The 25,790-nt window shown below is 56.6% G+C and carries 29 protein-coding genes and 1 pseudogene; 17 read left to right on the top strand and 13 right to left on the bottom strand.

From position 1 onward, the window contains the following. The 5 genes from LZD57_RS24275 to LZD57_RS23405 form a co-directional block, all read left to right on the top strand. Positions 1 to 98 (top strand): DUF2958 domain-containing protein (locus tag LZD57_RS24275; protein ID WP_420844855.1); only part of this gene is annotated, 98 nt, incomplete at its 5' end. 254 nt (positions 99 to 352) lie between these two features. Continuing rightward, positions 353 to 2,242 carry an HWE histidine kinase domain-containing protein gene (locus LZD57_RS23420; RefSeq protein WP_233722011.1) on the top strand — a complete coding sequence of 630 codons (1,890 nt, stop codon included), beginning with the start codon at positions 353 to 355 and terminating at the stop codon, positions 2,240 to 2,242. Between the two features lie 9 nt (positions 2,243 to 2,251). Next, a complete protein-coding gene (locus tag LZD57_RS23415; protein ID WP_233722010.1) occupies positions 2,252 to 2,629 on the top strand; it encodes a response regulator in 378 nt (125 codons plus the stop codon). 196 nt (positions 2,630 to 2,825) lie between these two features. Then, a complete protein-coding gene (locus LZD57_RS23410; protein ID WP_233722009.1) occupies positions 2,826 to 3,029 on the top strand; it encodes a hypothetical protein in 204 nt (67 codons plus the stop codon). 765 nt (positions 3,030 to 3,794) lie between these two features. After that, a complete protein-coding gene (locus LZD57_RS23405; RefSeq protein WP_233722008.1) occupies positions 3,795 to 4,760 on the top strand; it encodes an Abi family protein in 966 nt (321 codons plus the stop codon). Between the two features lie 45 nt (positions 4,761 to 4,805). Here LZD57_RS23405 and LZD57_RS23400 read toward each other — a convergent pair whose 3' ends face one another. Next, positions 4,806 to 5,057 (bottom strand): type II toxin-antitoxin system ParD family antitoxin, encoded by a 252-nt coding sequence (locus LZD57_RS23400; RefSeq protein ID WP_233722007.1) that lies wholly within the window; start codon positions 5,055 to 5,057, stop codon positions 4,806 to 4,808. Between the two features lie 348 nt (positions 5,058 to 5,405). Here LZD57_RS23400 and LZD57_RS23395 point away from each other — a divergent pair, with 348 nt between their 5' ends. The 3 genes from LZD57_RS23395 to LZD57_RS23385 all read left to right on the top strand — a co-directional run bounded on the left by LZD57_RS23395 (position 5,406) and on the right by LZD57_RS23385 (position 7,663). Next, entirely contained in the window at positions 5,406 to 6,059 is a 654-nt protein-coding gene (locus LZD57_RS23395; RefSeq protein ID WP_233722006.1) for a ParA family protein, read from the top strand. Further along, the gene (locus LZD57_RS23390) at positions 6,031 to 6,315 is read left to right on the top strand and encodes a ribbon-helix-helix domain-containing protein (RefSeq protein ID WP_233722005.1); all 285 of its coding nucleotides are present in this window, start codon (positions 6,031 to 6,033) and stop codon (positions 6,313 to 6,315) included. The genes LZD57_RS23395 and LZD57_RS23390 overlap by 29 nt, the downstream gene beginning before the upstream one ends. A 124-nt stretch (positions 6,316 to 6,439) precedes the next feature. Further along, complete coding sequence (locus tag LZD57_RS23385) at positions 6,440 to 7,663, top strand: replication initiator protein A (RefSeq protein WP_420844854.1); 1,224 nt, start codon at positions 6,440 to 6,442, stop codon at positions 7,661 to 7,663. 934 nt (positions 7,664 to 8,597) lie between these two features. On the opposite strand, the gene LZD57_RS23380 is transcribed toward LZD57_RS23385, so the two are convergent. Beyond that, positions 8,598 to 9,011, bottom strand: a complete 414-nt coding sequence (locus LZD57_RS23380) for a hypothetical protein (protein ID WP_233722004.1) — start codon at positions 9,009 to 9,011, stop codon at positions 8,598 to 8,600. A 163-nt stretch (positions 9,012 to 9,174) separates the two neighbouring features. Here LZD57_RS23380 and mobQ point away from each other — a divergent pair, with 163 nt between their 5' ends. Then, positions 9,175 to 10,500: a MobQ family relaxase gene (gene mobQ / locus LZD57_RS23375; RefSeq protein WP_233722003.1), complete on the top strand. Its 1,326-nt coding sequence runs from the start codon at positions 9,175 to 9,177 to the stop codon at positions 10,498 to 10,500. Here the strand turns inward: mobQ and LZD57_RS23370 are convergent. Further along, positions 10,474 to 12,024: a type IV secretory system conjugative DNA transfer family protein gene (locus LZD57_RS23370; RefSeq protein WP_233722002.1), complete on the bottom strand. Its 1,551-nt coding sequence runs from the start codon at positions 12,022 to 12,024 to the stop codon at positions 10,474 to 10,476. The two genes, mobQ and LZD57_RS23370, sit on opposite strands and share 27 nt — an antisense overlap. Before the next feature lie 81 nt (positions 12,025 to 12,105). Further along, positions 12,106 to 12,567 (bottom strand): hypothetical protein, encoded by a 462-nt coding sequence (locus LZD57_RS23365; protein WP_233722001.1) that lies wholly within the window; start codon positions 12,565 to 12,567, stop codon positions 12,106 to 12,108. 25 nt (positions 12,568 to 12,592) lie between these two features. On the opposite strand from LZD57_RS23365, the gene LZD57_RS23360 reads away from it, so the two are divergent. Beyond that, positions 12,593 to 12,805, top strand: coding sequence for a hypothetical protein (locus LZD57_RS23360; RefSeq protein WP_233722000.1), 213 nt, complete (start codon positions 12,593 to 12,595; stop codon positions 12,803 to 12,805). Here the strand turns inward: LZD57_RS23360 and LZD57_RS23355 are convergent. Both LZD57_RS23355 and LZD57_RS23350 read right to left on the bottom strand, forming a co-directional pair. Then, a complete protein-coding gene (locus LZD57_RS23355) occupies positions 12,784 to 13,047 on the bottom strand; it encodes a hypothetical protein (RefSeq protein ID WP_233721999.1) in 264 nt (87 codons plus the stop codon). The genes LZD57_RS23360 and LZD57_RS23355 overlap by 22 nt on opposite strands. A 7-nt stretch (positions 13,048 to 13,054) precedes the next feature. Continuing rightward, on the bottom strand, positions 13,055 to 13,315 hold the full coding sequence (locus tag LZD57_RS23350; protein ID WP_233721998.1) for a hypothetical protein: 261 nt from the start codon (positions 13,313 to 13,315) through the stop codon (positions 13,055 to 13,057). 206 nt (positions 13,316 to 13,521) lie between these two features. On the opposite strand from LZD57_RS23350, the gene LZD57_RS23345 reads away from it, so the two are divergent. Next, positions 13,522 to 13,884, top strand: coding sequence for a hypothetical protein (locus LZD57_RS23345; protein ID WP_233721997.1), 363 nt, complete (start codon positions 13,522 to 13,524; stop codon positions 13,882 to 13,884). A gap of 27 nt (positions 13,885 to 13,911) precedes the next feature. Here LZD57_RS23345 and LZD57_RS23340 read toward each other — a convergent pair whose 3' ends face one another. Beyond that, positions 13,912 to 15,252 (bottom strand): hypothetical protein, encoded by a 1,341-nt coding sequence (locus LZD57_RS23340; RefSeq protein ID WP_233721996.1) that lies wholly within the window; start codon positions 15,250 to 15,252, stop codon positions 13,912 to 13,914. A 172-nt stretch (positions 15,253 to 15,424) separates the two neighbouring features. Here LZD57_RS23340 and LZD57_RS23335 point away from each other — a divergent pair. Beyond that, positions 15,425 to 15,935, top strand: a pseudogene (locus LZD57_RS23335) (integrase core domain-containing protein); the annotation flags it as partial. A gap of 44 nt (positions 15,936 to 15,979) precedes the next feature. Here the strand turns inward: LZD57_RS23335 and LZD57_RS23330 are convergent. After that, positions 15,980 to 16,873, bottom strand: coding sequence for a lysozyme family protein (locus LZD57_RS23330; protein WP_233721995.1), 894 nt, complete (start codon positions 16,871 to 16,873; stop codon positions 15,980 to 15,982). A 487-nt stretch (positions 16,874 to 17,360) separates the two neighbouring features. On the opposite strand from LZD57_RS23330, the gene LZD57_RS23325 reads away from it, so the two are divergent. The 4 genes from LZD57_RS23325 to LZD57_RS23310 all read left to right on the top strand — a co-directional run bounded on the left by LZD57_RS23325 (position 17,361) and on the right by LZD57_RS23310 (position 21,617). Further along, positions 17,361 to 18,419, top strand: a complete 1,059-nt coding sequence (locus LZD57_RS23325) for a hypothetical protein (protein ID WP_233721994.1) — start codon at positions 17,361 to 17,363, stop codon at positions 18,417 to 18,419. A 124-nt stretch (positions 18,420 to 18,543) separates the two neighbouring features. Then, on the top strand, positions 18,544 to 19,080 hold the full coding sequence (locus tag LZD57_RS23320; protein WP_233721993.1) for a DUF6650 family protein: 537 nt from the start codon (positions 18,544 to 18,546) through the stop codon (positions 19,078 to 19,080). Positions 19,081 to 19,109: 29 nt separating this feature from the next. Next, positions 19,110 to 20,036 (top strand): tyrosine-type recombinase/integrase, encoded by a 927-nt coding sequence (locus LZD57_RS23315; RefSeq protein ID WP_233721992.1) that lies wholly within the window; start codon positions 19,110 to 19,112, stop codon positions 20,034 to 20,036. 66 nt (positions 20,037 to 20,102) lie between these two features. Next, positions 20,103 to 21,617 (top strand): YaaC family protein, encoded by a 1,515-nt coding sequence (locus LZD57_RS23310; RefSeq protein ID WP_233721991.1) that lies wholly within the window; start codon positions 20,103 to 20,105, stop codon positions 21,615 to 21,617. 77 nt (positions 21,618 to 21,694) lie between these two features. Here the strand turns inward: LZD57_RS23310 and LZD57_RS23305 are convergent, their stop codons facing one another. The 5 genes from LZD57_RS23305 to LZD57_RS23285 all read right to left on the bottom strand — a co-directional run bounded on the left by LZD57_RS23305 (position 21,695) and on the right by LZD57_RS23285 (position 24,934). Further along, positions 21,695 to 22,285: a hypothetical protein gene (locus LZD57_RS23305; protein WP_233721990.1), complete on the bottom strand. Its 591-nt coding sequence runs from the start codon at positions 22,283 to 22,285 to the stop codon at positions 21,695 to 21,697. A gap of 22 nt (positions 22,286 to 22,307) precedes the next feature. Then, on the bottom strand, positions 22,308 to 22,634 hold the full coding sequence (locus LZD57_RS23300; RefSeq protein WP_233721989.1) for a hypothetical protein: 327 nt from the start codon (positions 22,632 to 22,634) through the stop codon (positions 22,308 to 22,310). Next, positions 22,634 to 22,876 carry a hypothetical protein gene (locus LZD57_RS23295; protein WP_233721988.1) on the bottom strand — a complete coding sequence of 81 codons (243 nt, stop codon included), beginning with the start codon at positions 22,874 to 22,876 and terminating at the stop codon, positions 22,634 to 22,636. The genes LZD57_RS23300 and LZD57_RS23295 overlap by 1 nt, the downstream gene beginning before the upstream one ends. Before the next feature lie 234 nt (positions 22,877 to 23,110). After that, positions 23,111 to 24,370, bottom strand: coding sequence for a Y-family DNA polymerase (locus tag LZD57_RS23290; RefSeq protein WP_233721987.1), 1,260 nt, complete (start codon positions 24,368 to 24,370; stop codon positions 23,111 to 23,113). 3 nt (positions 24,371 to 24,373) lie between these two features. After that, positions 24,374 to 24,934: a LexA family protein gene (locus LZD57_RS23285; protein ID WP_233721986.1), complete on the bottom strand. Its 561-nt coding sequence runs from the start codon at positions 24,932 to 24,934 to the stop codon at positions 24,374 to 24,376. Between the two features lie 482 nt (positions 24,935 to 25,416). Between LZD57_RS23285 and LZD57_RS23280 the strand changes: the two genes are divergently transcribed. Continuing rightward, a complete protein-coding gene (locus LZD57_RS23280) occupies positions 25,417 to 25,761 on the top strand; it encodes a DUF2958 domain-containing protein (RefSeq protein WP_233721985.1) in 345 nt (114 codons plus the stop codon). The last annotated feature ends 29 nt before the right edge of the window (positions 25,762 to 25,790 follow it).

Raw genomic sequence — 25,790 nt, 5'->3', positions numbered from 1 at the left:
TTGGATGGGCGGTCGAACGCGACCTGCATTTCCGAGCCGACAAACCGCTCTCGGCCTACACCGCCGACGCGCTCGAAGCTGAAGCGATCGTCACATGAGCCCAGGCCGCGCGAGCGGCCTTTTGCTCCATGAGAGCCGCCGCAGATTTTGCAACAGAATCTTGTCTGTTTCAAACGCAGCCATGAAACGCCGTAGTGACTGCGTCATTCCGTCACCGCCATTATGGAATGGCGCCCATGCATCGGAGCGCACGTCGTGGATTTCGATGCGCTTTGTCTGGCATTTCGTCTCGTTCAATGATCTAAAGCAATTCACTTATTAGATCAGCGACTTAGCCGTAAAGATAGTCAGCATGAGTGAAAGCTTCTCCGCCGCGCCGCAGGTGGCGATCATTTCGCCGCCGGATACGGCGCTGAACGATCAAGATCGCCTGCAAGCTCTGGAACGATCGGGTTTGATGGATTCGGCCGTTGAAGAAGTCTTCGATCGCGCCGTCCGTCTCGCCAGCCGCATACTGAAAGCCCCCGTCAGCTTATTGTCGCTGGTCGACACCGAGCGACAGTTCTTCAAGGCGCAGACGGGCTTGGCCGACCCTGTCGCAGAAGCACGAGAAACCCCGCTCTCGCATTCGTTTTGCCAGCATGTCGTCAGACAGAACGAGCCATTGCGCGTAATCGACGCCCGAACGGATCAGCGGGTCAAAGACAACCTTGCCATCCGCGATCTGAACGTCATCGCCTATCTCGGCGTGCCGGTGCGGGCGCATGGCGGCGAAATCCTCGGCTCCTTATGCGCGATCATGCCCGAACCGCGCGAATGGACTGACGACGACCTGGCCAATCTGAGCGCCGTTGCGCAGCTCGTGGAGAGTGAAATCGCGCTACGCGAAAGCCTCGCGAACATGGAGCGGGAAAAGACCTTCTTTCGAGACGTCCTGGACCAGCTGCCGATCGGCATCGTCATCGCGGAGGTTCCGTCCGCTGCAATCGTGATGACCAACAAAAAAGGTCTCGTCCTCGTGAACGAGGAGGTCTCGGCCGAGAAGGCGCAGGACTATCGGGGATTGGGCGCTCAACATCTTACTGGCGCACGCTACAGGGCGGCCGAATACCCACTTGTCCGGACTGTGGTAGAGGGCGAAACCGTCGTCAATGAGCCTATGCTTTACCGGCGGGGCGACGGGAGTCTCATCGAGCTGGAAGTCAGCTCGCAGCGCGTAGGAAACGATCAGAAAACAGCGGTTGCGACCTTCGTTGACGTGACCGACCGCAAGCAAGCCGAGACGTCGGCCCAAGAGGCGCGAACCCAGCTGCTGCAAGTCTTGGAAGCAACCAGCGATCCCGTTCTGTTTCTCAAGAATGACTGGACGATCACTTACGCGAATAAGGCGTTCGTCAAAGCTTTCGCAGGTAGTCGCGATCTTGCTGGCCAGACGGTTTGGAAAGCCTTTCCAGGCTGGAAGGGCAATCCACTCTGGCATGCATTTCATGATGCGACAGAAAATGATGCGATCGAAACCGCAGAGCTTTTCCTGGAAAAGACAGGCCAACGCTATGAAGCGCGGGCTTTCCCAAGCGGAGACGATCTCACCGTATTTTTCCGCGACGTCACGACTGAGCGGCAGGTCGTCGAAACGCGTCAGCTTCTCGTTCGCGAGTTGAACCACCGCGTCAAGAACCTCTTCGCCGTCGTCTCCGGCATGATCAGCATGACATCGCGCCATACCCGCACCCCTGCCGAGATGGCCAAGGCGTTGCGGGGACGCGTTCATGCCTTGGCGCGAGCTCATGAACTGATCCGCCCGGCGGTAACGCAAGAAGACATTGGTCAACCCGACGTTTCGCTTCAGAACTTGGTCGCATCCTTGATCGAGCCGCACCTTACACATGAAAACGATCAGATCACCATCGAAGGTCCAGCTCTCTCTCTCGGAGCCAACGGATCGACTAGCTTAGCGATGGTCCTCCATGAACTGGCGACGAACGCCGCCAAATACGGCGCGCTCTCGGTTCCTGAAGGGCGTCTCGTCGTGCGTTGGTCGACTCGTGCGGATGTCGTCTACATGACCTGGGCGGAAAGCGGCGGTCCCCAGGTCGAACACGAACAATCCGTCTCCGGTTTTGGCTCGACCCTCATCGATATGAGCATACGAAGCCAGTTGCGCGGTACGTTAGACCTGCATTGGCGACCGGAAGGGCTGGTTGTTGAGTTCTGTCTTCCCTTATCTCGTTTGCAGGCTTGAACAAACATCATGACGAAATCCACCAAGAAGCTCGCCGAGCAAATTGTTCTGGTCGCGGAAGACGAAATGTTCATCGCTCAAGACATCGCGTTTGCAATTCAGGATGCCGGAGGGGCGGTCGTTGGTCCATTCTCGACCGTCGAGGAGGCTATGGACCATCTTGGGAAAGAAGCGGTAACGGCCGCTATTTTGGACGTAAACCTTCTTGATGGCGACATTACCCCCGTGCTCGAGCATCTTGTTCAGCTGGGGCGTCCCGTCGTCGTCAATACAGGCACGGTGCGGCCTTGGGAGATGGAACAAGAATTTCCGGCCGTCCCGGTTTTTTCCAAACCAACTGATCCCGAAATTCTCGTGAGAGAGCTATCACGGCAGATACAAACCTAAATCTGAAACAGATGGGGTGATTGGGGTCTCGGCTCACCAAGGGAGTCCCCTCCCTACAGGAGCGCTCTATGAGTGGCGCGATGCGTACGGCATACGGTTTACGGTTTGCCGCATGGTGCGCGGTTTGGCGGACTGGCAATATTCAACTGTCAGCATTTCTTTGCTGCGTTTGAGGCGCCTGTGATAAGATCAGGCCATGAAAGCGAAATCGCCCTCCTCCGAGAAAATCCTTGTTAGCGGTACAGCGTTGACGCGCGCGCGTGCCGAGAAAATCAGCGCCGTTGAGGGCATGAAACTGTCGCCCCGTATGGCTGCCTGGTTCACGACGGCCGACAAGCAGGGCCTGACGCCCGAAGAAAAGCGCGCGCAGATCCGCGCGGAGTTCGCGAAGAAGCCATAGGCCCTTGGTGTACACCACTTAAGCGGTCTTTTGCTCCTGGATTGAGCAACCAGATAAGGGCGGCGGGACGCGAAGGAAGAAAGATGCTCCGGCTCACCAAGGGAATTCCCTCAAGAAGAGCAACCATCTGCGGATGATCGTCGCACGGGCCGCCAAGGCCGCAAGCCCCGGCCTGACGGCCGCCTCCGGTAAAGGGCTTGCCCCCTCGGCTCTCCGCCCGTGCAACTCAGGCCGGGCGACGGCGGCTCCGAGGGAATTCAAGCCCCCTCCTCTTCTGGAATGATGGAGTTCGTGGCGCATTCCTCCCAGTGTTTTGTCTGATCACCCAAATGTCATACCCATCGGGGCAAATTACTACATATTGTGTTAAATTATGCGAGGAACCCAATATGGAGAAAGGTCATGGCAAAGGGTAAAAGTGGCGGAAGCTATCGGAGCGCCATTTCGGGGCGCTATGTGACAGCGAAGCATGGGAAGGCGAGCCCGAACACAACAGTGAAAGAGGCTGCCGGCAAGAGTGGCAGCTCGGGGGCGCACTATCGCAGCGCAATCTCGGGCCGGTATGTGACAACCAAGCACGGCAAAGCGAGTCCGGACACGACGGTGCGGGAAAGCTGAGCACGCCGGCGTTAGATGCCGCGTGCCGGCATAAAGAACTTGACAGAATCGCCAATTTGGCCCATGTAGAATTCAACATGGTCGGCCCCTCTGCATAACCTGAAACATTGGTTGTGTACGGGCCGGCTTTCTTTTATATCACTCGTTGTGAAACCTTATCAAAAGCCATATTTAAGCGTCGCGCAGCAAATTAATAAATTGCAAGGGCGCGGCCTTTTCATAGATGATCTTGCGAAAGCCGAGGGTCATCTTAGTAAAATTGGCTACTACCGTTTGAGTGGTTACTGGCACCCCATGCGGGAAAGCCGCATTGTCCATGATGCATCCGGCACCCGCCGCGTCGAAATATGCGACACATTCCGCCCAGGCGCTCAGTTCTCCCACGTCGTCGACCTATACGTTTTTGATAAGAAGCTTCGCCTGGTCATGCTCGACGCTCTCGAGCGCATTGAGATCGCCCTCCGCGCCGATATAGCCCTGCTGCTAGGTAAGCGATCGCCGTGGGCGCATCGCGAAGCCAAATTTCTCCACGGCCAGTTTTCAAAGCCGCGGGCGGGCAAGCCTTCCAAGCTCGACGACTTCAACAGCCGTGCCGACCAACGCGAGCTGAATGCGAAGGACGATTTTGCCGTCCATTATCGGCGCAAATACAGCGATCCCATGCCCATATGGATCGCCGTCGAACTCTGGGAATTTGGCACGCTCTCGCACTTCGTGTCCGGCATGCGGGTTCAGGATCAGGATACGATCGCCGCGCGCTACGGCATTACCCGCGACACCCTGCGATCTTGGGTGTGGACGCTTAGTTTCGTGCGCAATATCTGCGCTCATCATGGCCGCTTGTGGAATCGTGCCATGGTCGCCCAGCCCATTGATCCCAAGGGAACAAACATTCCCCTCCTCGATCATCTAGCAGGACAAGGAAGCGCCTTGGAGCGCTTTTACGGAGCCGCCGCCATCACGCGATACTTCCAGATCCAGATCAATCCGAACTCGACTTGGGGCGAACGTTTCCTCAAGATCTTCGAGACGTTTCCCAACGCGCCTGGCATAAGCTTGAGGAACGCGGGATTCCCGGAAAACTGGCGTACACTGCCGATCTGGGCGACGTGATATATTGTTGTCGCGCCGTATCGCCGTGAATACGGCGTTGCGGTTTCACGACGTATTGCGTTTGCGGCGGGCAGCCGCCTTGATCTCCGCCATATCCAGCAATTCCGCGTCGCCGCTCTCCTCCCCTTCCGCGATCAGCTGACGAAGAGCTGCCAGTTTGGCCTGGCGGAATTGTTCTCGCTCTTCGACCAGGCGCAGCCCTTCGCGGATCACTTCGCTCGCCGTCGAATAGCGCCCGCTGTCCACCATGCTCTGGAGCATTCTCTCGTAGTGCTCCCCAATCGTTACGCTTGCCATGGGTTATCTCCTTCATGTGATTTAATACTATTTTATAACATTGGACCCAAGCGAGATCTGACGGGCTTGTCAGCTAATCCGGCTCCTCGATAATGCATACCGTTTACAGTATACGGTTTGCCGCATCCCGTATAATGCAGAGAGCGCGCTCAGGCAGACTGATATACTCAGGCAAAGCCGTGTGAGGCCGACCACATATCACGCCGCAAACGGCATGCCGTATACCGCAAACCGCGAGATGCACGCTGCAAAATGTGTGCCGTGTAAAGCACACGGCGAAATGCAAACCGTGTACCGCAAACCGTTAACCGCTTGCTGTTTAACGTGTGCCGTAGGAGGATTGCGCCGATGAAAACCATTGCACTCGTGACCCAAAAGGGCGGCACCGGCAAAAGCAGCCTGGCCGTCTCTCTGGCCGTCGCCGCTCAGGAAAAGGGTCTCCGCGTCTATGTGATCGACCTCGATCCACAGGGCACAGCTAAAAACTGGTTCGAGCGGCGGGAGGCGGAAACGCCGCAAGTCGCGACGATCGACGCCAACCAGCTCCAAGCCGCTCTGGCGACTCTCGAGAAACAGGGGCACGACCTGGTCGTGCTCGACACCGCCGGCGTCAACACGCCCGCCACCGTGTCCGCCATGCAAGCTGCAGACCTGTGCCTAATCCCGGCGCGTCCGAGCATTGCCGACATCGAGGCCACCAGGCCCACCACCGCGAGCCTTACCAAGCTCGGCAAGCCGTTTGCCTTTGTCCTCAACCAATGCCCGCCAGGGCGCTCGATCCGAACGAGCGACGCATACCGCGTCCTGCAGCTCGGCGGCGTCGTTTCGACGGCATCTCTGGCTACGCGTGCCGATCACATCGACGCGCTGGCGCTAGGGCAGGGGGTCACCGAACGCGATCCCCAGGGCAAAGCCGCCCGAGAAATTCGCAACCTGTTGCAATGGGTCATGAACAAGATGGAAGGAGCCGCCGATGGCCACCAAAAAGCGCGTGTCGCTTGAAGAACAGCTCGCCGGTCGATCGCAGTCGGACGAGCGTCCCACCGAAACCGATAATGTCGTTGCCCTCGCATCGACACCAAAGCCAAGGCCCACGCAGGAGAAAGCCACGGTCTATATGTCGCGTCAGGCCCTCAAGCTCATCAAGCAGATGGCGCTGGATCAGGACAAGCGCGTCAATGACCTGCTTCAGGAAGGCGTCGACCTCATGCTGTCCAAATACGGTCAGCCGTCGCTGAAAGAGCAGGAACTGAAGTGAGTTTTACGGCATGCTGTTTGCTGTATGCGGTAAACGGCATGCGTTGTGCCGCAGCTGATAGCGTGGCCGGTGCGCTTTTTTTGCCGTGCGTGTAGGCAATCCGCTTTAGCGCCGTGGAAATGCAGTGCATGGTGAAACCATGAGTCGGCACAAACTAAATCTTCTCGACCGCAGCGCCTTTGCAGCGCTCTCTCTGCACGAGAAGAACGCCTATCTCCAGAACGTCGTCAAAGAGATCCAAGCGGTGCGCGGCGAACCCTACGTCCCGTTGGACAAAGACGCCTTGAGCCGACTGCGTCGGTTCTACTCCCGGCGCAGCTTCGCCGATCTGCGGCTCAACAGCGTCAAGGATGACGGTCTACGACAGAGCTTCAGTTCGCTCGCCGAATCCATCCACCTGGGCGAAGTCAAAAGGATCATCACCCACGAGACGCCGAGTTCGCCCCGGCCGGTGAGCCGTCCTGCGCCACTCGACGACGATCAGCTGATGTTTTTCGTCCCGGCCGTGCACGATGCGCCGGTCAAGGATGACCTCAATCTTATGGACATCGCGCCATTTTCCCTGTCCAAAACGGTCAAAGATCGCGTTCTGCGCTACGAATTGAAGGACAGCATCGTCACCATCGAGGGCGGCGCTGATGTCGGTTTGGCGACCGCATACGACTACGACATCTTCATCAACATGGTGTCGCACCTGGCAGCTGAGGTGCGAGACTACACAATCGCCTACAAGAAGGGGCTGCGTCCAAACGTGCCCGCACGGGTATATCGGCCATCTGCCACGGAATTACTGAAGTTCTGTCGGCGCAGCCTCGGTGGCAAACAGTACCTCGAGCTGGAAAAGGCGCTCGATCGCCTGCAGGCGACCCGCGTGAAGATCACCAATCTGAATGAAGGTAAGCGCCGCGAAACCGAGTCATTTCCGCTCATTGGCCGCTTCCGCGTCGTTTCCCGCACCCAGCAGGATCGCATCGACCAGGTTGAGATCGAAATCCCGACCTGGGTCTATGACGGTGTGGTTTCACCAGATGGTCGTCCGTCGATCCTAACGCTCAATCCCGCGTACTTCCTGATCGCGCGACCACTGGGCAAATACCTCTATCGCCTGGCGCGTCGCACCGCCGGAGATGGAGAAGCGTTCTATCGCATCGACGATGTCCACACCCGCAGCGGTTCGTCGCTATCCGCGACCAAATTTCGGAAGACCCTCGAGCAGCTGGTGGAAGATTGCAAAGCGGATCCCCTTCCAGACTACGATCTGGAGATCCGTCCCGGCACCAACGGCAAGATCCTGCACATGCAGAAGCGCAAGATGGCCGACGTCACCCAGACGGCTCTACCCGCCTGACGAAATGCCGTACATCATTCCGGGGTGTTTTGACAAAAACGGCCCCTGGTGCGGGCTGTCCACCTTTCTCTGACAAAACGCCGTACATCACTCCTGCCGGTTTTGACAAAAATCGTGCCACGATTCGCGCTGCACGCCTTTGACAAAATGCCGTACATCGTTCCGGCTGCTTCTGACAAAATGAGCGGGGGAGGGGTGCCTGGGGATAACTCGGCCATTTTTGTCAAAGACCGTACATCACTCCCCAAAATGCCGTACATCATTCTGTCAACGCCGTACATCATTCTGTCAGAACCGTACATCACTGCCGGATGACCGTACATCACTGCCGCGAAGGGGGTATAACCCTTTGCCCGCATTGAGGAATTTTTGGCTAAAACTATATAAAACTATTATAAAAACTAGAAAAACATATAAAAACGCCTGACGGCTGATTTTTTTCAAATTTGATTTTGGATTTAAAGAGAGCTGGGAAGCCGAAGGTGCGGCTCCCACAACGCCAGCAAAACGACCAGAAAGGCGCCACAGCGTGTTTTCAGCTGCAGCACGAGGCGTTGGGTATTCGAAGGCCGAAAACGCTCCAGCGGGCCGCATAAGCGACGAAGCCACTCCAATGAAGGAGTGGCCTCATTCCTTGACGGTCATCGCCGTCCCCGGCTGTACCGTGTGCGGATTCTAGCACGGCTTTCCGCGGCCGAGAATCCTTCTCACACGCAGTGCCGGCGTCACCGCCGGATTGGCTTTAAAAAAAGCGGTTCGGTGTTGTGTATACAACTTCGCTCATTCCTTGTGGAAATATCCTAGCGGGGGTCTGGGGGCCGGCAATAAGGCCCCCGGGGGTGACGCAGCTCGGGCGTTTGCCTTTGGCCGCGTTGGTCGGAGTGGGGAAGGGGGTGCAGGGGGCGAAGCCCCCTGCCGGCGTTGTCGGCGACAATTACAGTGCGGCGCGCGGCCGCGGCGTCGGAACAGGCACCATCAGCTCGTGCGTCGCGATCGGGGAGGCCCTCGGCGCGGATCGTTCTGCCGGGAAGATCATGCAGCTCTGTGCGCCGAGATAGTGTGCCATGACGCCGGGAATGACGCCAACGATCAGGCCGCCCAGCGCCATGGCAGCGAGATTGGCGTTCTGGAATTGCGACACAACCCAACCGAGGACACCGACGCAGCAAAGGACGGTCCCCAGGGTGTGCGCCAAAAGGGCGATCGGGCGCAGCGTGTTGCAGAAGGCAAAAGGTTCGACCCCGAACATGCCGCTTACGCGATCGATGATGAGAGCGCCGCCGAGGATGAACCCGATCAGCAGCAGGACATTGGCGATGATTTTCGAGGCGTCGACATCAGAGGACATGGCTGGCTCCGTTTGGTTGAGGCTTTGCAGGGTCTGGCTGAGAGGCCACAGATTGAGAGGGCGGAGCCGTTGCATATGGAATGGCGCACTTATACATTGTTGCGCAACATAGGTGCGCCCCGGCCACGCCCGGGGCCAACAGTCCCCCGCAAGGAGCCTTGGCGTGGCCAGCTTTCATCAGTCGTTCCAGGTGATCAAACGCAGCGCCGGGCGCTCGTCGGTCGCCTGTGCGGCGTACCGATCGGGCGGGCGATTGACGGATAGCAGAACCGGCAACGTGTTCGATTTTTCGCGGCGGAAGGGCGTGGCCCATGCCGAGATTCTGACGCCAGAAGGCGCGCCGGAATGGGCGCAGGATCGCGAAGCCCTGTGGAACGCGGTCGAGGCTTTCGAGAAGCGCCGGGACGCGCAGCTTGCCCGTGAAATCAATATGGCCCTGCCGCATGAGCTGACGGCCGAGGAGCGGCTTGCGCTGGTGCGCGACTATGTCGGACGTGAGTTCGTCGCCAAAGGCATGGTGGCCGACTTCGCCATCCACGAACCGGTCGCCGAGAACGGCGACGATCCGCGGAATTTCCATGCGCATGTGATGCTCTCCATGCGCAAGATCGGCCGCAGTGGGTTCAACCGCACCAAAACCCGCGAATGGAACGCCGACGCTCAGCTGGTTGCCTGGCGTGCCGCCTGGGCCGAAACCCAGAACCGTGCTTTGGAACGGGCCGGGCATCGGGTGCGGGTGGATCACCGGAGCCTCGAGGCGCAGCGCCAGGCCGCGCAGGAGCGCGGCGATCGGGCGGAAGCGGCCAAGCTCGACCGTGCCCCCGAGATTCATATCGGCCCTCGAGCACGGGCCGCGGTGCGCCGGCAGCATGAGCTGGAAAGCCGCCCCCGTGAGACTGGCCTGCGGCAGCAGCCGCGGCGAGAGGCACGGGAGAAGGGAGTACCGCTCCACGGCGTGATCCGGGTCAAAGGGCCGGACGGCCCATCGCACGCCAAACGGTTGATCCGCTATCCGCAGATCGACCAGGGTAGCCGGGCGACGTGGAATGCCGAGCTGGTGGCGCGTAACCAGGCGCGCAGCTTTGCCCGGGCCGAACACCGGGAGCGTCAGGCCGCCCGCCTCCGCATGACTGAGTTGCGCGCGTTGGGGCAAGCCCGTGAGGCCGAGGCGCAGATGCGTGAGCTTCCGCCGCCGTCGAAGGGGCTTTTCCGGAGCAAGGGATTGTCCGCTGCCGAATTCGAAGCGCGCCGGCGCGAATGGATCATGGCGCGCGACCGCGCTCGCCGACGTGCTCAGTTGGCACGGGCGCTCTTGGGCGAGGTCGAGGGGATCCTTGCGGGTCTCTTGCATATTCGTGGCCTTCATCAGCAGCGGCATCGCTCACTCCAGCTGTTGTGGCTGCCGCCAGGCGGCTTGCTCGGGCATCATCGGGGGCACGGCCGCGGACGCGGTCAAAGCGGCTCAGGCGGCGTTTTCGAGGGGTTCTGAGAAAGGCGGGGTGGCGTCATGGTCGCGGGGCAGCTCAACGACGCTGCCGGTGCGCCAGCGATCCCATTTGCCGCGCCAGCGCAGCACCTTCCAATAGCGGATCTTGCGCGCCAGGATCGGACGCCGCACGGCGTCACTCAGGAAGACGATGCACTGGCGCGGCTTGAGGCGCATGATTTCGGACGCGTCGATCAGGTGGCGGCCGGATTCGGCCTCACCTTCATTGCGCTGATCGTGGCCGATCGCGCCGCGCTGCGACCGCCCCGCCGAGCGGCTGTAAGTCGTGGTCTGGCCGATGGTATCGGCGAGGACGCGCGCCGAGTTTAGATCGTTGATGCCGAACACCACCTTGCAGGAGGCATTGGCCATGATCGAGCTGGCCTTGGGATAGGTGCGCTCGAGCTGGTCGACATCCTGAAACACCATGACCATGCGCGCATAGGCGGCGAGATAGCCGACGCCGGTTTCCAGCGGCTCGAGACGGCCGAGGGCCGCGGCCTCGTCGATCATCAGCAGCGTCGGCACCTTTGGCGCTGGTTCGGCCTTGGCGCGGGTCATGGCGATCAAGGCGCAGCCCATCATCATGCGCATAAAGCCCGCATAGACGCCGAGCTTTTCCTCGTCGACGCAGATGAAGCAGCTCATGGTTCTGCGGTTGAAGTCGCGAAAATCGAAGCTCGAGGTCATGCTGACCATGCCGGCAGGACGATCGGCCGACCACAGATCCGTCGCCTTGTCGGCATTGCTCAGGATCGAGCGCGCCTCGTCGGTGCCACCGGAGCCCGCAAAGCCGCGGGCGGTCTCACGCAAGGACGGCGGGCCCATCTGGCTCGCTTCCTCGAGCACACCCTGCAGACCATCCCAGCCAAGGGCGACCAGGCTGCGAACCTTGGCCAGGTTCCTCAGCTCCGGCGTGTCCGCATAGCGGTGGCAGACGTAGAGGATCAGCGCCTTGAGAAGGTTGCCGGCGCGGCTGTCCCAATGCTTGCCGGTGGGATCGGGCGTGACGAGCAGGTGGGCGAGCTCGGCCGCGTCGTCAGCTTCATGCACGGTTCCGATCCGTACGAAATCCAGCGGGTTGAACCCGTCCGACAGCTCCGGCTCAATGACATTCAGGCTGAAGACCTCGCCGCGATCGGCGCGGGCGCGACCGGTGATCGCGAGGTTTTCAGACTTGGGATCGGTGCAGATCACCGAGCCGGGCCAGGTCAGGAGGTTCGGTACGACAATGCCGGCACCTTTTCCCGAGCGGGTTTTGGCAAAAACGAGGGCGTAGCCGTCGTTTTTGAAGCGCAGAAACCGCCCCCAGTACTTCCCGACAATCAACCCTGTCCGGCCACCCCAGGCTTTACCCCACCAGACTTCGCGCCAGAGCGCCCAACGAGCCGAGCCGTGGGAGATCGAGCGCCGCCGCCAGACAAGCCGTCCCATGGCAAGCACAGCATGGCCGAGCGCCATAAGGAGCAGCAGCAGCGCACGGAAAGCCAGGTCGGCGAGTTTTGAGAACAAAAAAAGAACTTCCATTTTTGCGCGATCCTTCGGGCGAGCATGGAAACGGTCAAGGCGGTTGCCGGAGTGGCGGGCAGAATTCGGCAGCGCTGCAGCTCAGCGCTTGCGCTTGATCTCCCGATCGCGCTGCCGTTCAGGAGAGAGATCCTTGATGCGCTTCTGGTTAGCACGCTCGAGGATGGCGTGGCGCGCCTTCTCCAGATCGGCAATCTTGTTCTTCAGTTTGGCGCGATCCCGGATGGTAGCAGTCAGATCGCTGATTGCGGCACGTGCCGCCTGGCGGTCGCCAGGCGCAAACAAGCTGCCGCGCAAGAACCCGATATGGACACGCTGGACCAGTGGGTGGCGATCCTCGAGAGCTGCCACGATGGTTTCGGTGCCGTGGCGCCGGCTCATTTGCGCCAACCGTTGTTCAGCCAAAGGCCCGTTGCCAAAAGCCGTTCTGAGCAGCCGCGGAATCTTGGCCTCGAGGACATGCAGTCCGGCTCTTGCCTGGGCGAGAGCGTCGTCGATCGGCGCAAGTTCACGCGGATCGGCACCAGAAATCGTTGCTGGCATCGTCAAATCGTCCTAACGTTGTATTATGATCCGACTGCTTTCCACCACCTTCGCCGTGTGTCGCAACCTCATTGCGATGCTGATCCCGTCGTCACGGCCGATGGAACCGGGCGGCCTGTGTGCGGCACTCGACGAGGCGATGGAGCGCTTCCCGGACGATCCGATCGTCCGGGAAGCGAAGGCGCTGGCTGCCTTGGAAGTTCGAGAAATCCTTGGTCAGCGCCGGTACGACGCATAGGAGCGCGTCTTCTTGTAGTAGGCATAAGCCTTTAGGGACCGAAGGCGCCGGTGGCGCCGCCGCTTTTCCCGGGCGTTCGGATGCTTCCGATACGCTTGGCCGTGATGCCGGTGTCCCACTGATCTGCCGAAGAGGCTCCCCAGCATGACGCCCAGGATTTGCATGAGCGCCATGATGATTTTGAGCTGAACCTGGATCAGCAGCATCATGATGCGGAACGTCGCATTCAGCAAAGCGGTCATTTCTAGCTCAATGACCGTTTTTGAGTGGGGGCGCACCAACAGACCGCGGGCGCATCGTCACCGGATCGATGATGAAAAACGACCGATGGTAGTTGGGGAAGCCGACGACCGCACCGAAACCCCTCTTGTCCTTTGCCCAACCGATCACGCGCCCAAAAATTCGGCGCGACCGGTCGCCACTTGGATCGAAGGTGTAGTTCACCGTTTTCAACAGAGCCTTGCTCTGTTCTTCAGTGAGGCGCGGAGCATGCGTATCTCTTGCGTACATTGGATCATCCTATCTAGAAGTCGACCAATCGCGACGACCCAAATCTGCTGGATAACTTGATATTCGGATAGGTATATTTACCAGGACGCCTTTTGGTAAAAACCACTACCCAGTTTTTGAAAAAATATTTAACCTGAATATATTGCAGTGTTCTCATTTTGTTCCATGATGAGAAAACATAGAAACATCAAGGAGCATGGAACATCATGTTTGACATTGATACGTCGATCTTTGATCGTCGAGTTGCTTATAATCGTGACGGATATAAATTGGTTCATCGAGCTTTTCGAATAGAGAAAATGCTAGATCAACGCGATTTATCGCAATATTTCGAGCGAAGCGGGTTCTTTGATGGACCCAATTTCATTCCTCCAGATACCAGCACGAAGACATCTGGGAGACGAACACGCAAAATGTGCTCGGACGAGCTTTTTCAGAAAGTTCAGATTGCCATAAGAGGGCGGATTTCACCATCTCAAGTGACGGGTCCTCGCAGGCTCGAACATGAGTTGCGTCAGAGACGCATTGAGCGGATCAACGATGAATTTCTTGGCCGCCCTCGCGCGTGAGCAGGAAGGGGGCAATCGCCCCCTTCGTCAGTTCAAGCCCAGTCCAGACAATATGAACTTGAGACGCGTCGTGTCACCCAGAGCGATTGCGCAATTTTGAGCTTTTATCAGTTCATCGTTTGCTGTCTTGTCTCCTGACACGGCTTTCACATAAGCTGTTGCCATGCTCAAATTCAGCTCTGAATATCGCGATCGATGAGAGACGTGCAGCTTCTGGAATGAAGCCGTCGTTTCGTCTAGGACGTCATAAGCTTTTTGGATCGCTCCATCCGCCGCATATCCGCGCGCCTTATGTGCCATCATCGAGACGCGATTACTGGGATCCAGAGCTCCATATGCAGCCTCATCTAAGCGTATGGCATGATCGATGTAGTCGAGCGCAGTTCCATCGTGGTTCTTTCTGGGACGTGACGACAAACCCTGATTTGTGAGCATGAGCATGCCAGCAGCGTTCATAAATATCGGCGCATCATATTCTTGCGTATATCCGAGGGCGCCAGGTGGAAGCGAAAGAATAGCCTCGATTGCATCAGATGCATAATTCCGGCTATCAACGGGGCGGCCGGTCTGGTAAATACTAAGTGTCTGGGACAATGATTTTAGCATGTAGTAACAAAAAATAGCCGTTCTATCGCCAGTCTTGCTTTGAGACTCCGTGATCGCTAAAAACTTCGAGAACCAGTCCATCTGGCCGACATGCTGTGCCGTCCAACCACCAATCCGCGCGGTAGAACTCACAATGGCAGAGAAAGCGTAATCATCTAAATGATCTAACCGTTGAATTCTCTCGTCAAATAAAACTCGGACTACGGAATCTGCCAGTTTTATTCCCCGCGATTGGTGATTGCTGGCAGCAAGTCCTTGAATTTTTACAATGACCCCATCATAAAACGCTTTCGGGTCAGTCGTAAGCTTTATGAGCTCATCACGCCCGCCTAGTTCCGCATGAAGGGTGCTTTCGACAGTGTCTCGAGAGAGCGAACGGGGGGCTCGATAGGGGATATTTTTCGTGTTCAGAGCGTCGTTAACACGAAAATATGCTCGATGAGCCGATCTTAGCTCGTTAGCCACTGTGGTTCCGAGTGCGGGGCTGACGATCGTGTCGCAAACAATCCCGATTGCTCGGTGGTTTAGGGTTGTGGTGCCGGCTACAAACGCGTCGTAGTGACGGGCTTGGCCACATCTTTTGAACAATGAGCGTGGGCCCCGTGGACGGCCAGCTAGGTTTGTAAGGCATGGCCCTACTTCACTCTTCTCGCTTTCCTTCTCTAGAACGGAGCCAAGGATCTTTTCGAGGAAAGTGGGGAAGCCCTGCGTGATTTGCAGGTTTCTCAGCGTAAGCACGTCAGCGTAATTCTGATCTGGCATCGGTATCCCCCACGATCCAGCTAGGTGGTCGATCATAGTCCAATTTCATGCATCTAGGGGAAATCGATTTTTACCAAAAGCGAACGCGGGGGGGCGTCAGAACCATTTCCAAAAGCTCACAACATGCGAATTATAAGCGACGTGTTGGAATCTAAGGGACGTTGCTCCTCGTGCGGTTCAAGGGGGGTGCATCGAAAAGTTGAACTCCTGCTTTCGAGTGCATCACGTTGAGAGTTCGGCGCCCGGCGAACTCCTGTCGGCCTTGGCTCGGTAATCTCAAGAGTATCGGCAAGGTCGACCTGCACGTCGTCGTCGATACTGCGGCTCCTATGCCTTCCGCTTGACTCACACGTCTCAGACAGCCCGAGGCGGCAGTGGCCGTGCTCCATGATGAGGTGCTACCCTTCTATCGTCATCTCGACCTCAACGACGTGGAGGACAGGCGAACGAAGGTCCGCACCCCAAAAACCAACGGCTTCGTCGAGCGCTTTAACGGCACCATCCTCGACGAGTTCTTCCGCGTCACAATGCGCGAGACCTTCTACGACACCGTCGAGGCCCTGCAGGCCGATCTCGATGCCTGGCTCGTCCACCACAACACCGAACGCCCGCACCTCGGCTACCGGAACATGGGCCGTAGGCCGGTCAAAACCGTCATGTCATTTGTTAGTCAAGAAGCTTAAGTGGACATTCCAGCGTTACGATGTGCGAGTCTTCGATGAGGCTTTTAAAGCAATCCGAGCGTAAACAATTTTGCCTCGGCATCCCTTCGAATGTGTAAACCTGGGAGCTTATTATAATCCCAAAGTCTCTTCATTTTTGTGATCTGAGCTGGAATATCTGCATAATTTCGCAACGACATCAACGATCTTATTTTTCTCATCTCACGATATCGCCCTCTTGGATCCCTATTTTCTGGAATGTTAAACGAAGCGCCTCGATTGTATACCAATGAAACTAGCGCTCCACGGCTGTCTTCGCTTAGTTCCGAAAAATTTGGCAGGGACTTCTCGGCCCATCCAACATATCTAGGGAGAACACGATCGAGGAATTGAGTATGCGCGATATACCACGGTATTATGACTTGTGAGTATTCCGCCTTGTGTAGCTTCATAAGCTCTTTTGCTGACTGTCCAGTTATACCACAAGCACTATATAGCACATCGATCGTGTCGTCACCCATGTATAACTTCCAGTCATCATAAAATCGCTTCTTTGACGCATACCCAATATCGTATCCAATACCAAACGTGATGCCAGATTGAGCTTCTGGCCATATAGGGCTCTGATAACGGCGCTCGTACTGTTCGCGACCAGAAACTTCCGACGCGATTATCAACTCAACGGCGCGCTGCGACACCGCTAAGGACGAGGGAGAGATAGATATTGGCGCGGTTTCGAAGCCAGACCCACTTGGGAAGAACTCAGCTTCACGATATTTTTTCATTCCATCGACAAGGGCTTCATCAGCCAAAAGTTTCTTAAGGTCGTCTCCAAAGCTTACACTGGTTGCGATTGGATCGACGGTATCAATGATGCTCTGAGCGCTCGCATATCTGGTCAAGAAGCAGGATGCTATCAACGCGAGGATTGTGCGCCGGTCTATGGTGTTCATCGTCATTGCGAATTTTCCATCACCTAATCCAAAGCGTTTCACAACTTACGCTATTGATGACGCCGCGTAAATGAGTCAAAAATGGGCTGAACGCTTAGGCAGGAGCAAAAAGTGCGCGTCGTATCCTATGTCTCTGTATGCGTGATGGTGATCTGTAGTGGTTGCCAAACCTATGATTTTCCGACGTACAATCAGCCTTACGGAGTATATGGAGTAAGCGGTGGGCCATCATACAATTCGCCGATAGTGGCGGGGCCTAGCTACCAATCACCTCCACCATATTTTGGACCGCCACCTAACATGATGCGGGGAGGACCAATGATAAATCAGATGCCGTCTGGCCCTATGACCCCCTCTCCTCCCTATCACCCAGGTCCCAGTCAAATGGAGGCCGGAATTTCCGCTCCGCTACCTCCTAAAGGCGGAGGCGGTCCGGTAAATTGTAATGATCAATTCAAGCCGCAGGGCGGAATTATATACGAGACACCAAAAGATGGGCGCTCAACGCCTGGAGGATGTTAGAAAAATGCGTGGAGCGCCATTATTATTATTACAAACGTACTGTGTTTTATTATCGCTGTGTGCTGGGTCGATTGCACACGCAGATCAGAATGTTGTCTCGACTGGTGCATCTCATCCAGAGTGTAGTAGCGCTTTTGAGGCGTTGCCTATCGATGAGAATGGAAATCCAGTTGAAAAAAATTCCGACGGAGAGAATAAACCGCCACCAACAATCGAAGGTCATTTTTCTTACCACCGAGAAAAATACATCAAATATGACGAAAAATGCCTGAAAGATTGGGATAATCTCGCCGAAGATACAAAAAATTTCCTTCGCCCACGACTGGGCGTTATTTTTCTGGCATCCGATAACACAAGATTTGAAGACACGCCGTATTGTAGCGTTTTCAGAATACGTCAGACTATCGTAGTCACAGCGCGGCATTGCGAAACGGAATCCGATTTGGGATTTGTGAATAGTTACGCAGTTTTCATGGATAATCCACATGATAATATCCGCTTTATGGAGCGTATCGGCCAGATTGGCGACGTGTATTCTTCTAGTGATCTTACTGACTACGTAATATGGAAAACAAGTGATGATAAAAAACACGATGCGGTGTTCAATAGTAGCGATATCCGGAGAGTATTCCTAGACAATCAGGCGATAGCGATAGTGGCGTTCAGTATTGCGGCGTGGTATGTTGACGATAACAGAAAAAAAGAAAACTGGTTGAATTATATCAGATTTTCGCGCGTTAACGCATCAAAGATTTGGAGGCTGGAGGAAGTAAAGAAAATACACGGTAACACGAATACAAACGATGAATGCCTATATCATCGAGCTCCGACATTTAGTGGCATGAGCGGAGCGCCTATAGTAGGCCTGAGGATTGTGAGGAGCGGAGAAAAGGAATTGTTTATTATCGGCATTCATTTGCGCAATGGAACTGCGGTTCGGCTTGAGGGTGATGAATGCGGTGACGTGCCAACATTTAACGTTGGTATAAAAATTCCCGAAGCTATAGCTGAGCGGTTGACCGAACAGTAAAAAAGTTCCATCCGATTTCAAAAAACAAAGCGCGTGGGGCAAATGATATATATGATAATGTCCTTTATCTTATACGTGTGGCGCCCTGCATCCGTGCGGGCGTGAGAAGATGGAGGAAGGAAGCATGATCGTCAAAGCGAAGGAAATGCTGAGGCGGATTACAGGATTTTCAATTCCAATAGTCGGCGGGGGAGTTCAGTGGAACCCACCGGCGTCCGATCGCGATGCCGTCCGGAAGTTTCTTGGCTTCCTCGAAGATCGTCGGGCGTTGTTCAACCCGTTCCCGGCTGAGGTCGAGGATCACGTCAAGGACTCAATCCAGCAAATCCGTAGGCAATGCGTGGCAACGATCGGTGAGCTCGGTGAAGCGTCGCCTGGCAGCGATCATGTAAAGGCGATCGGGGCAGCGTGCCGCCGCTTTCTTGATGAGCCATATCCATCGTTTGATGACATTTTCCGGCAGCGGCGCGATCCGTCTTTCGAACGCGAAGAGTGGAGGTGGGGCCTGCGGTATGGGACGAGTCCAGAAGCGTTTTTTACTGCTTTGGGTGAGCTTCGTGCGTTCGTAGGGATCCAGCTCGCAAGCCTCTCCGCGCTCTACGACATCGACATTAAGGGCGATCTCGCCCGTATCCTTCCTCCAGATTTTGAGCAGATGTGATGGGGGAACTAGTTCCGGTTCAGCTGAGCATGTTGCCGTCCGTGGTCTCGGCCGCCGGCGAGCGTGCCTCCATCCGCTTTCTGGAATTCTTCACCGCACAGATCCGCAACCCGAACACGCGCCGCGCCTACGGCCGCGCCATCGGCGAATTCCTTGCCTGGTGCGAGGCGCATGGCGTGGCGTCGATCGTTGCCGTGCAGCCGTTGCACGTCGCCGCCTACATCGAGGAGCTGACGGGCGAACGCTCGGCGCCTACCGCCAAGCAGCGGCTTGCTGCCATCCGCATGCTGTTCGACTGGCTGGTGGTCGGCCAGGTCGTATCGATAAATCCCGCCGCCTCAGTGCGCGGGCCGTCGCATAGCGTCCGCCGCGGCAAGACCCCGGTGCTCGATCCGGACGAGGCGCGGCAGCTTCTTGACGCTATCGACGTCTCCACCTCGGTCGGGCTCCGTGACCGGGCTCTGATCGGGTTGATGGTCTATTCTTTCGCCCGCGTCGGCGCGGCGCTCGGCATGAAGGTTGAGGACGTCTATGTGCAGAACCGCCGCCTATGGGTGCGGCTCAACGAAAAAGGCGGCAAGCGTCATGAAATGCCCTGCCACCACAATCTTGAGGCCTACCTGCACGCCTATCTTGAGGGCTGCGGCATCGCCGAGGATCGCAAGGGGCCGTTGTTCCGGACGATCGGCCGGGGCACGCGAGAGCTGACGACCACGCCGCTGCCCCAGGCCAACGCCTATGCGATGATCCAGCGGCGTGCGGTGGCGGCCGGGATCGGCACGAAAATCGGCAACCACACCTTCCGGGCTACCGGCATCACCGCCTATCTCAAGAATGGCGGAACGTTGGAACGCGCGGCGGCGATGGCAAACCATGCCAGCACGCGGACGACACAGCTCTATGATAGGCGAAGTGACGAGGTGACGCTCGACGAGGTGGAGCGAGTGCAAATTTGAGATCTACCTGTTTGAGCTTTAATTTCTGATTTAACCCTATTGGCAACTTCTACAGAGTTCGAAGTGATGGAAACGCAAAACCCGCGCATCAAACTTCTAAAACAAGATGCAGAGCAAAGGTTTCTCAAACCGTTCCGCTCGCATGGATGGAGCGCGAATATAATTCTTGAACACGATTATCATTCTTCAATAGAAATTGAAGCGGTAAAAGCGCATCGCAAAGTTCGTATCGGACTTTTGTATAGCTCGGCGACAGAAAACTCTCATTATAGGATTTTAGCATCATCATGTGAGCGCATCTTCCACAGTGGTTCAGCGTATATGCTCGACAGCTTTGCACATGGCATTGATGTGCCAGTCGAATCAGTTGAGGACTTTTTTCCCTTTCTCGTTAGCCTCAACAAGGAAATAGATCCCGATCGAACACCTAAGATTTTCCCGAGCAAACCAAAAAAGACACGCCGGATTACCGATGAAAATCCTCTTCAAGCAGTCGTTACGCGGCTCATTCAGTTCACCAGCCCGAAACTCGCACAACGGTTGGTTATCCGTAGGGCTGAAGAGGCGGGAATATTCCTCAGAGAAGATCAGGTAAAATCGAAGGCGGCCGGGGTTGCATTCGCTATGCGTAACGGCCTGGACTACTTCGACGGATTGCCGTCTAGTAAATTGAACAAGAGGATTCTTGGACTATATTATGGTACAATTGCATTCGCATCTGCGGAAATGTTAGCTTTGCCCAATGGTGTGGTCGACCTTGATGAGGTTGAGGGAATGACTAAACAGGGACACGGCCTTTATACGGTTTCCGGCATCAATCGCGGCTTTGGTGATCTGCAGGTTGGCGTTCTCGCAACGGGTTTCCTGCCAAACTGGATCACGACGCTTGGCTACGACATCACAGACTATCCACGTCGTAAGCCAAAGGCATTGAGCGATGTCGAGAAGCAACCAGCGGGAATGTGCGTGTCTCTGGAGAAACTGTTTGCTTCAATACCAGAAATAGAAGATCTCTATGCAGAAGTTTTCGAGGGAGGATCGCGGTGGGTGATCCCAGTCTATTCGTCAGCGGACAACCATCGCTTCGGATTCGACCAGCCCAATCAGCCTACAAGCAGTACGTATGCCCACTTTATTGACTATTCAAAGACGTTGACAAAAAATGACCTAGAACAAGGAGGATGGCCACTTGCAGAAATTTCCCGCGAAGAATCTCAGGAATCAAAGTATAAAGGCCGCGTATTTCGAGCCCGCGTCGACCATACGGGTTTCGATCTCTGGTGGAACGTGTTGCCCACCCACACATCTCCATTCAAAAACCGGACTACGCTGCTTCTTCCAACAGTCGGTGGGCTTAGAGATTACCGCGTGATCGCTGCGGTAATTCTGTACGCTCTGTCGATCATGGTTCGGTATATGCCAAGTGCGTGGCGCCGCATTGAGGGGGGGGACGAAGACCAGTTTCTCGCATTGGTCAACGCTTCGCTCAGTGCATGGGAACGTGTCCTGCCAGAGCAGTTTCTCGAAAGCATTGCGGGCGAGGGCGTTCAAACGGGCCAGCCTGGGGGGCTATTCGGCTAGGTAGAGACACCGATTGTCCCAAGAACGACACAAGTGGCACTCATCTAACATTGGTAAGCCGCGTCGCAGTTAATGTATCAAATTTGGCCAATTATCTCATGGTCTAAGACTGTCAAAACGCCTGGACGTTTGACACATATCATCAGCGATGATTGATCAAATAGCCAAGAACTCTCTGATGCAGGTAAGCCTTCAATAAAAGCAGCCATAATGCTTCCAACGGCAATCCCAAGTCGCTCGATCGTCTCTGTCAGCGCATTTACCGCAGCGCAGTCTCTATAATTCCATCCAATTCTCTCTGGAGTCCCCGGATCGGTTTCAAAGAGCCCTTCAATTCCAATTTGATGAAGATGAGTTGGAACGTGGTTATAGGCGTTCTTAAGTAAAGGCCAATAGTCGGGCTCAAGGAGGTTGATGTTATCAGATAAATCAATGGTGCATTTAAGCAATACGGCGTTGGAAACTCCTCGACGACGAGCAGAATCGATGCCCCATAGACGCGCACGCTCCGGTGCTTGAAAGAAGAAATAAATTCCATGGCCAAGCCAAGAGGCATCTCTTCGCCCAGGCTGAAATCCGTTTTCAATAATTGACGACAAGCGATCGGCAGATGTGCCGTGATAGACAATGAGTGACGAGTGCAAAACGACCCCGAAACAAAAAGCCATGCAGTTGCATGGCAAAAGTAATCTACTTTTTAGACTCCGGGTTCCAATTGCTTACGAACCGCTTCTGATAGGCTTGATCTAGTTCAGCGACAGTCAAAGGATCACTTAAGAGCGCATTGCATCGTGCAATTTGCTCCTGGGTTAACCTTACACCAACCGTCTTGTTTTCAGGTAAAAATTCGTTCCGATTTTTCATCAGCTTATCTTCCCGTACGCGAGAAGACACACGCCCAGCCTCAAAGGCAGAACGCTGTCCTGCCCGAGCTGTAGATTTGGCGAACATCGCACGAAACGAATGTATGACCAAACCAATTAAATGAATCTTATTCGAAAGAGATGAAATATACATCACTTTTCCATTTCTAGTGCAATTTCAACATCTGGGTTCAAAGCATCGTTACCACGTTTTTTCCATTCATCATTAATGACATTAAAGACCTTCCGAACGCTAATCAGCCGAATCGGAAGCCCTGTATCAAGGCGATAAATGGAACTGACAGAAGGCTTACCGTCTGACATCCTCCGCGCGATATCTGCGACTTCTAATCCCAATTCACCTCGCAGAAAGCTGAGACGTGGGAATTGGGCCATTCCTCGGTTCTTGGACACGTATGTTTGCCTTAAGTCGAATTTTGTCGAGAGGCATTACCAGCCATCGCGCATGAATCAAGTGCACGGGGGTGCACTGAATGTCATTGACGTTCAAAATCGCAATTTCGTGATCGCCTGTCACGGAAATGCAACTAGAAAACTATTGCTCGATTTGCTGCGTTGTAGCGAGGTGGCCGCACCTGTTTGCGGCGGGAATATTTCTGTGTTCGACGTTTAAACGCGAAGCAGCTCCCCGGCGTTCGTCGAGTACCGCCCCGACAGGTACTCGCTCCGGAGTGCCCATTCCTTTTTCACTCCGGCCGCGGCAAACGCGATCGACCCGCGTCCATAGCGACGGTTCAGCTCATCCATGAGCCGCATCAGCTCGAGGCGGCCGGGATCGTCGGCCTGGTGAAACAGCGCCCCCTGTAGCTTCGCGGCTTGGTGCAGGTCGAGGCAGATCACGCCCGCCTTTTTGTAGCTGAACCTAGGCCGCCAGATCCGTGAGAGCCCGTAGAGGGCGGCCCTGATCAGTTTCGCGGTGTCCGCCGTGGCGATGCCCAGGCGCACGGTCTGCGAGCCGTAATATTGCGCGTCTTGTCCCCGGAAACGGTTGGTGTTGACGAACACGCCGATCGACGCCGTCACCAAGCCCTGCCGGCGCATCTTTTCAGCGGCGCGGCTCATGTAGGTGGCGACCGCCTCGCGCATCTCGGCTTCGTCCGTGACCGGCCGCCCGAACGAGCGCGAGGCGATGATCGTCTTCTTGTCCGGAGAATGCTCCTCGAGCGACAGGCACGACTGCCCCCGCAGCTCGAGCACCACCCGCTCCATCACCACGCCGAATGAGGCCCGGATCATTTTCGGATCCGCATCGCGGAGCGCCAGAGGCGTCCGGATGCCGAGGGCCACCAGGCGCGCAGCCAGTCGGTTGGCGACGCCCCAGATGTCGGTCAGTTCGAGCCGCTGCAGCGCCGCGACCTGATCCACCTCCGAAACCAGCGCCATCACGCCGCCGCTGTCCGGCGACTTCTTGGCGAGGCGGTTGGCGACCTTTGCGAGGGTTTTGGTGGGCGCAATGCCGACCGATACCGGGATGCCCGTCCATTGCAGCACCGTGGCCCGCAGCAGCCGACTGTGCGCCATAGGATCGGCAAAGCCTGAGAGGTTCAGGAAGGCCTCGTCGATGCTGTAGACTTCCAACTCAGGCGTGAAATTGGCGAGGGTCCGCATCACCCGGCCGCTCATGTCGCCATAGAGCGTGTAATTGCTCGAGCGCACGATCACGCCCTGCTTCTGGAATTGCTCCCGGTGCAGGTGCCAGGGCGCGCCCATCTCGATGCCAAGGGCCTTGGCCTCGTTCGAGCGGGCGATGACGCAGCCGTCATTGTTGGACAGCACCACCACCGGCTTGCCACGCAGGGGCGGCTGAAACACCCGCTCGCAGGACGCATAAAAGTTGTTGCAGTCGACCAGGGCAAACAGCGGTGCCACGGGCTACAGCATCCGGATCGAGCGGGAAACCACGCCCCAGATTTCCAGCTCCTGCCCTTCCCCGATGTCGAGGCTTGGGAACGCCGGGTTTTCAGCCTGAAGAGAGATGCCATCGGCGCGCAGCTGGTAGCGCTTGATGGTGAACTCCCCGTCGAGGCAGGCGAGCACGATGCAGCCGTTGACCGGCGCACGCGAGCGGTCGACCACCGCAATGTCGCCCGGGAAGATCCCGGCCCCGGTCATGCTCTCTCCCGCAACGCGCACCGCGAACGTCGCCGGCGGATTGGTGACGATCAGCTCGTTGAAGTCGAGCGGCCCGTCCATGTAGTCGTCGGCCGGTGATGGGAAGCCACAGGAGGCCGTGGTGCTCATCAGCGGCACGGTCTGGGCCGTCCGGGCTTCCACATCCAGAAACGCGTTCACGTCCCCTGCCCTGAAGCCGCGTTCGTTCATCCGCCGCGCGATATCCGCCAACGGCACCGGCAGCCGCACGACGCGGGTGGCCGGGCCCGGTTTGCGGCCAGCATTGGAGCGGCGACCGCCGCGGGAATTGATCGGGTTCATGGTCGAGCCGCTTCCTTTGATTTCTGTTACAGAAATTACACGAAAGCGGTTCGTGTTCCAGTTTGCAGTTCCGGTGGTGCCCACAAAAGCAGCGGGCATGATGCCGCAGGCTCGGGGCGGCTGCCTTCTCGTTCCTGTCCAACCCACCAAAATCGCATCGACAGGCACGTCTGACTTTTGACCATCTGGTTCGTCGCACGCGTTGTCCGTGGGAAGTTTGATCGTCCGGAACGGATCGTGGTTCCTGCGCCCGGTGCGGCCTCGTTTTGCCCGATCACGCCCCGCGTCGGCGATTGAGTTTAGCGGTGGTGTCCGTTGGATGTCCCCGCCCCTTCCGTCATCAAGCGCGTGATGCGCGCCGGCAGCCGTCTTTCCATGCCCTGCCCGCTCCGATCCGTGTTGAACAGGACATCCGGCTTCAAGCCGCCGCGCCTCTCTCCCGCGCCCTTCGGGGCGAAGACAAACCAACGGGAGAACCCCTCATGAACCTCATCACCAACACCCAGCGCGAGCGGATGCTCAAAAACGGCCGCCTCACCGCACAAGGGGAAACCATCGACCCCCGTCCGGTCGTCAAGCTGTTCACACCGGACGGCGCCGCGACTTGGCTCCTGACCGAGCTGGATCCCAGTCAGCCCGACATCGCCTTTGGCCTCTGCGATCTCGGCATGGGTTTTCCGGAACTCGGCTACGTCAGCCTTGCCGAGCTGGCGAGCGTCCGCGGCCGCTTTGGATGGGCGGTCGAACGCGACCTGCATTTCCGAGCCGACAAACCGCTCTCGGCCTACACCGCCGACGCGCTCGAAGCTGAAGCGATCGTCACATGAGCCCAGGCCGCGCGAGCGGCCTTTTGCTC

This window comes from Jiella avicenniae, from assembly GCF_021390325.1.
In the GTDB taxonomy this organism is placed as follows: Bacteria; Pseudomonadota; Alphaproteobacteria; order Rhizobiales; family Rhizobiaceae; genus Jiella; species Jiella avicenniae.
The sequence above is the reverse complement of the archived record's forward strand: the minus strand, read 5'-3'. Positions and strand labels throughout refer to the sequence as shown.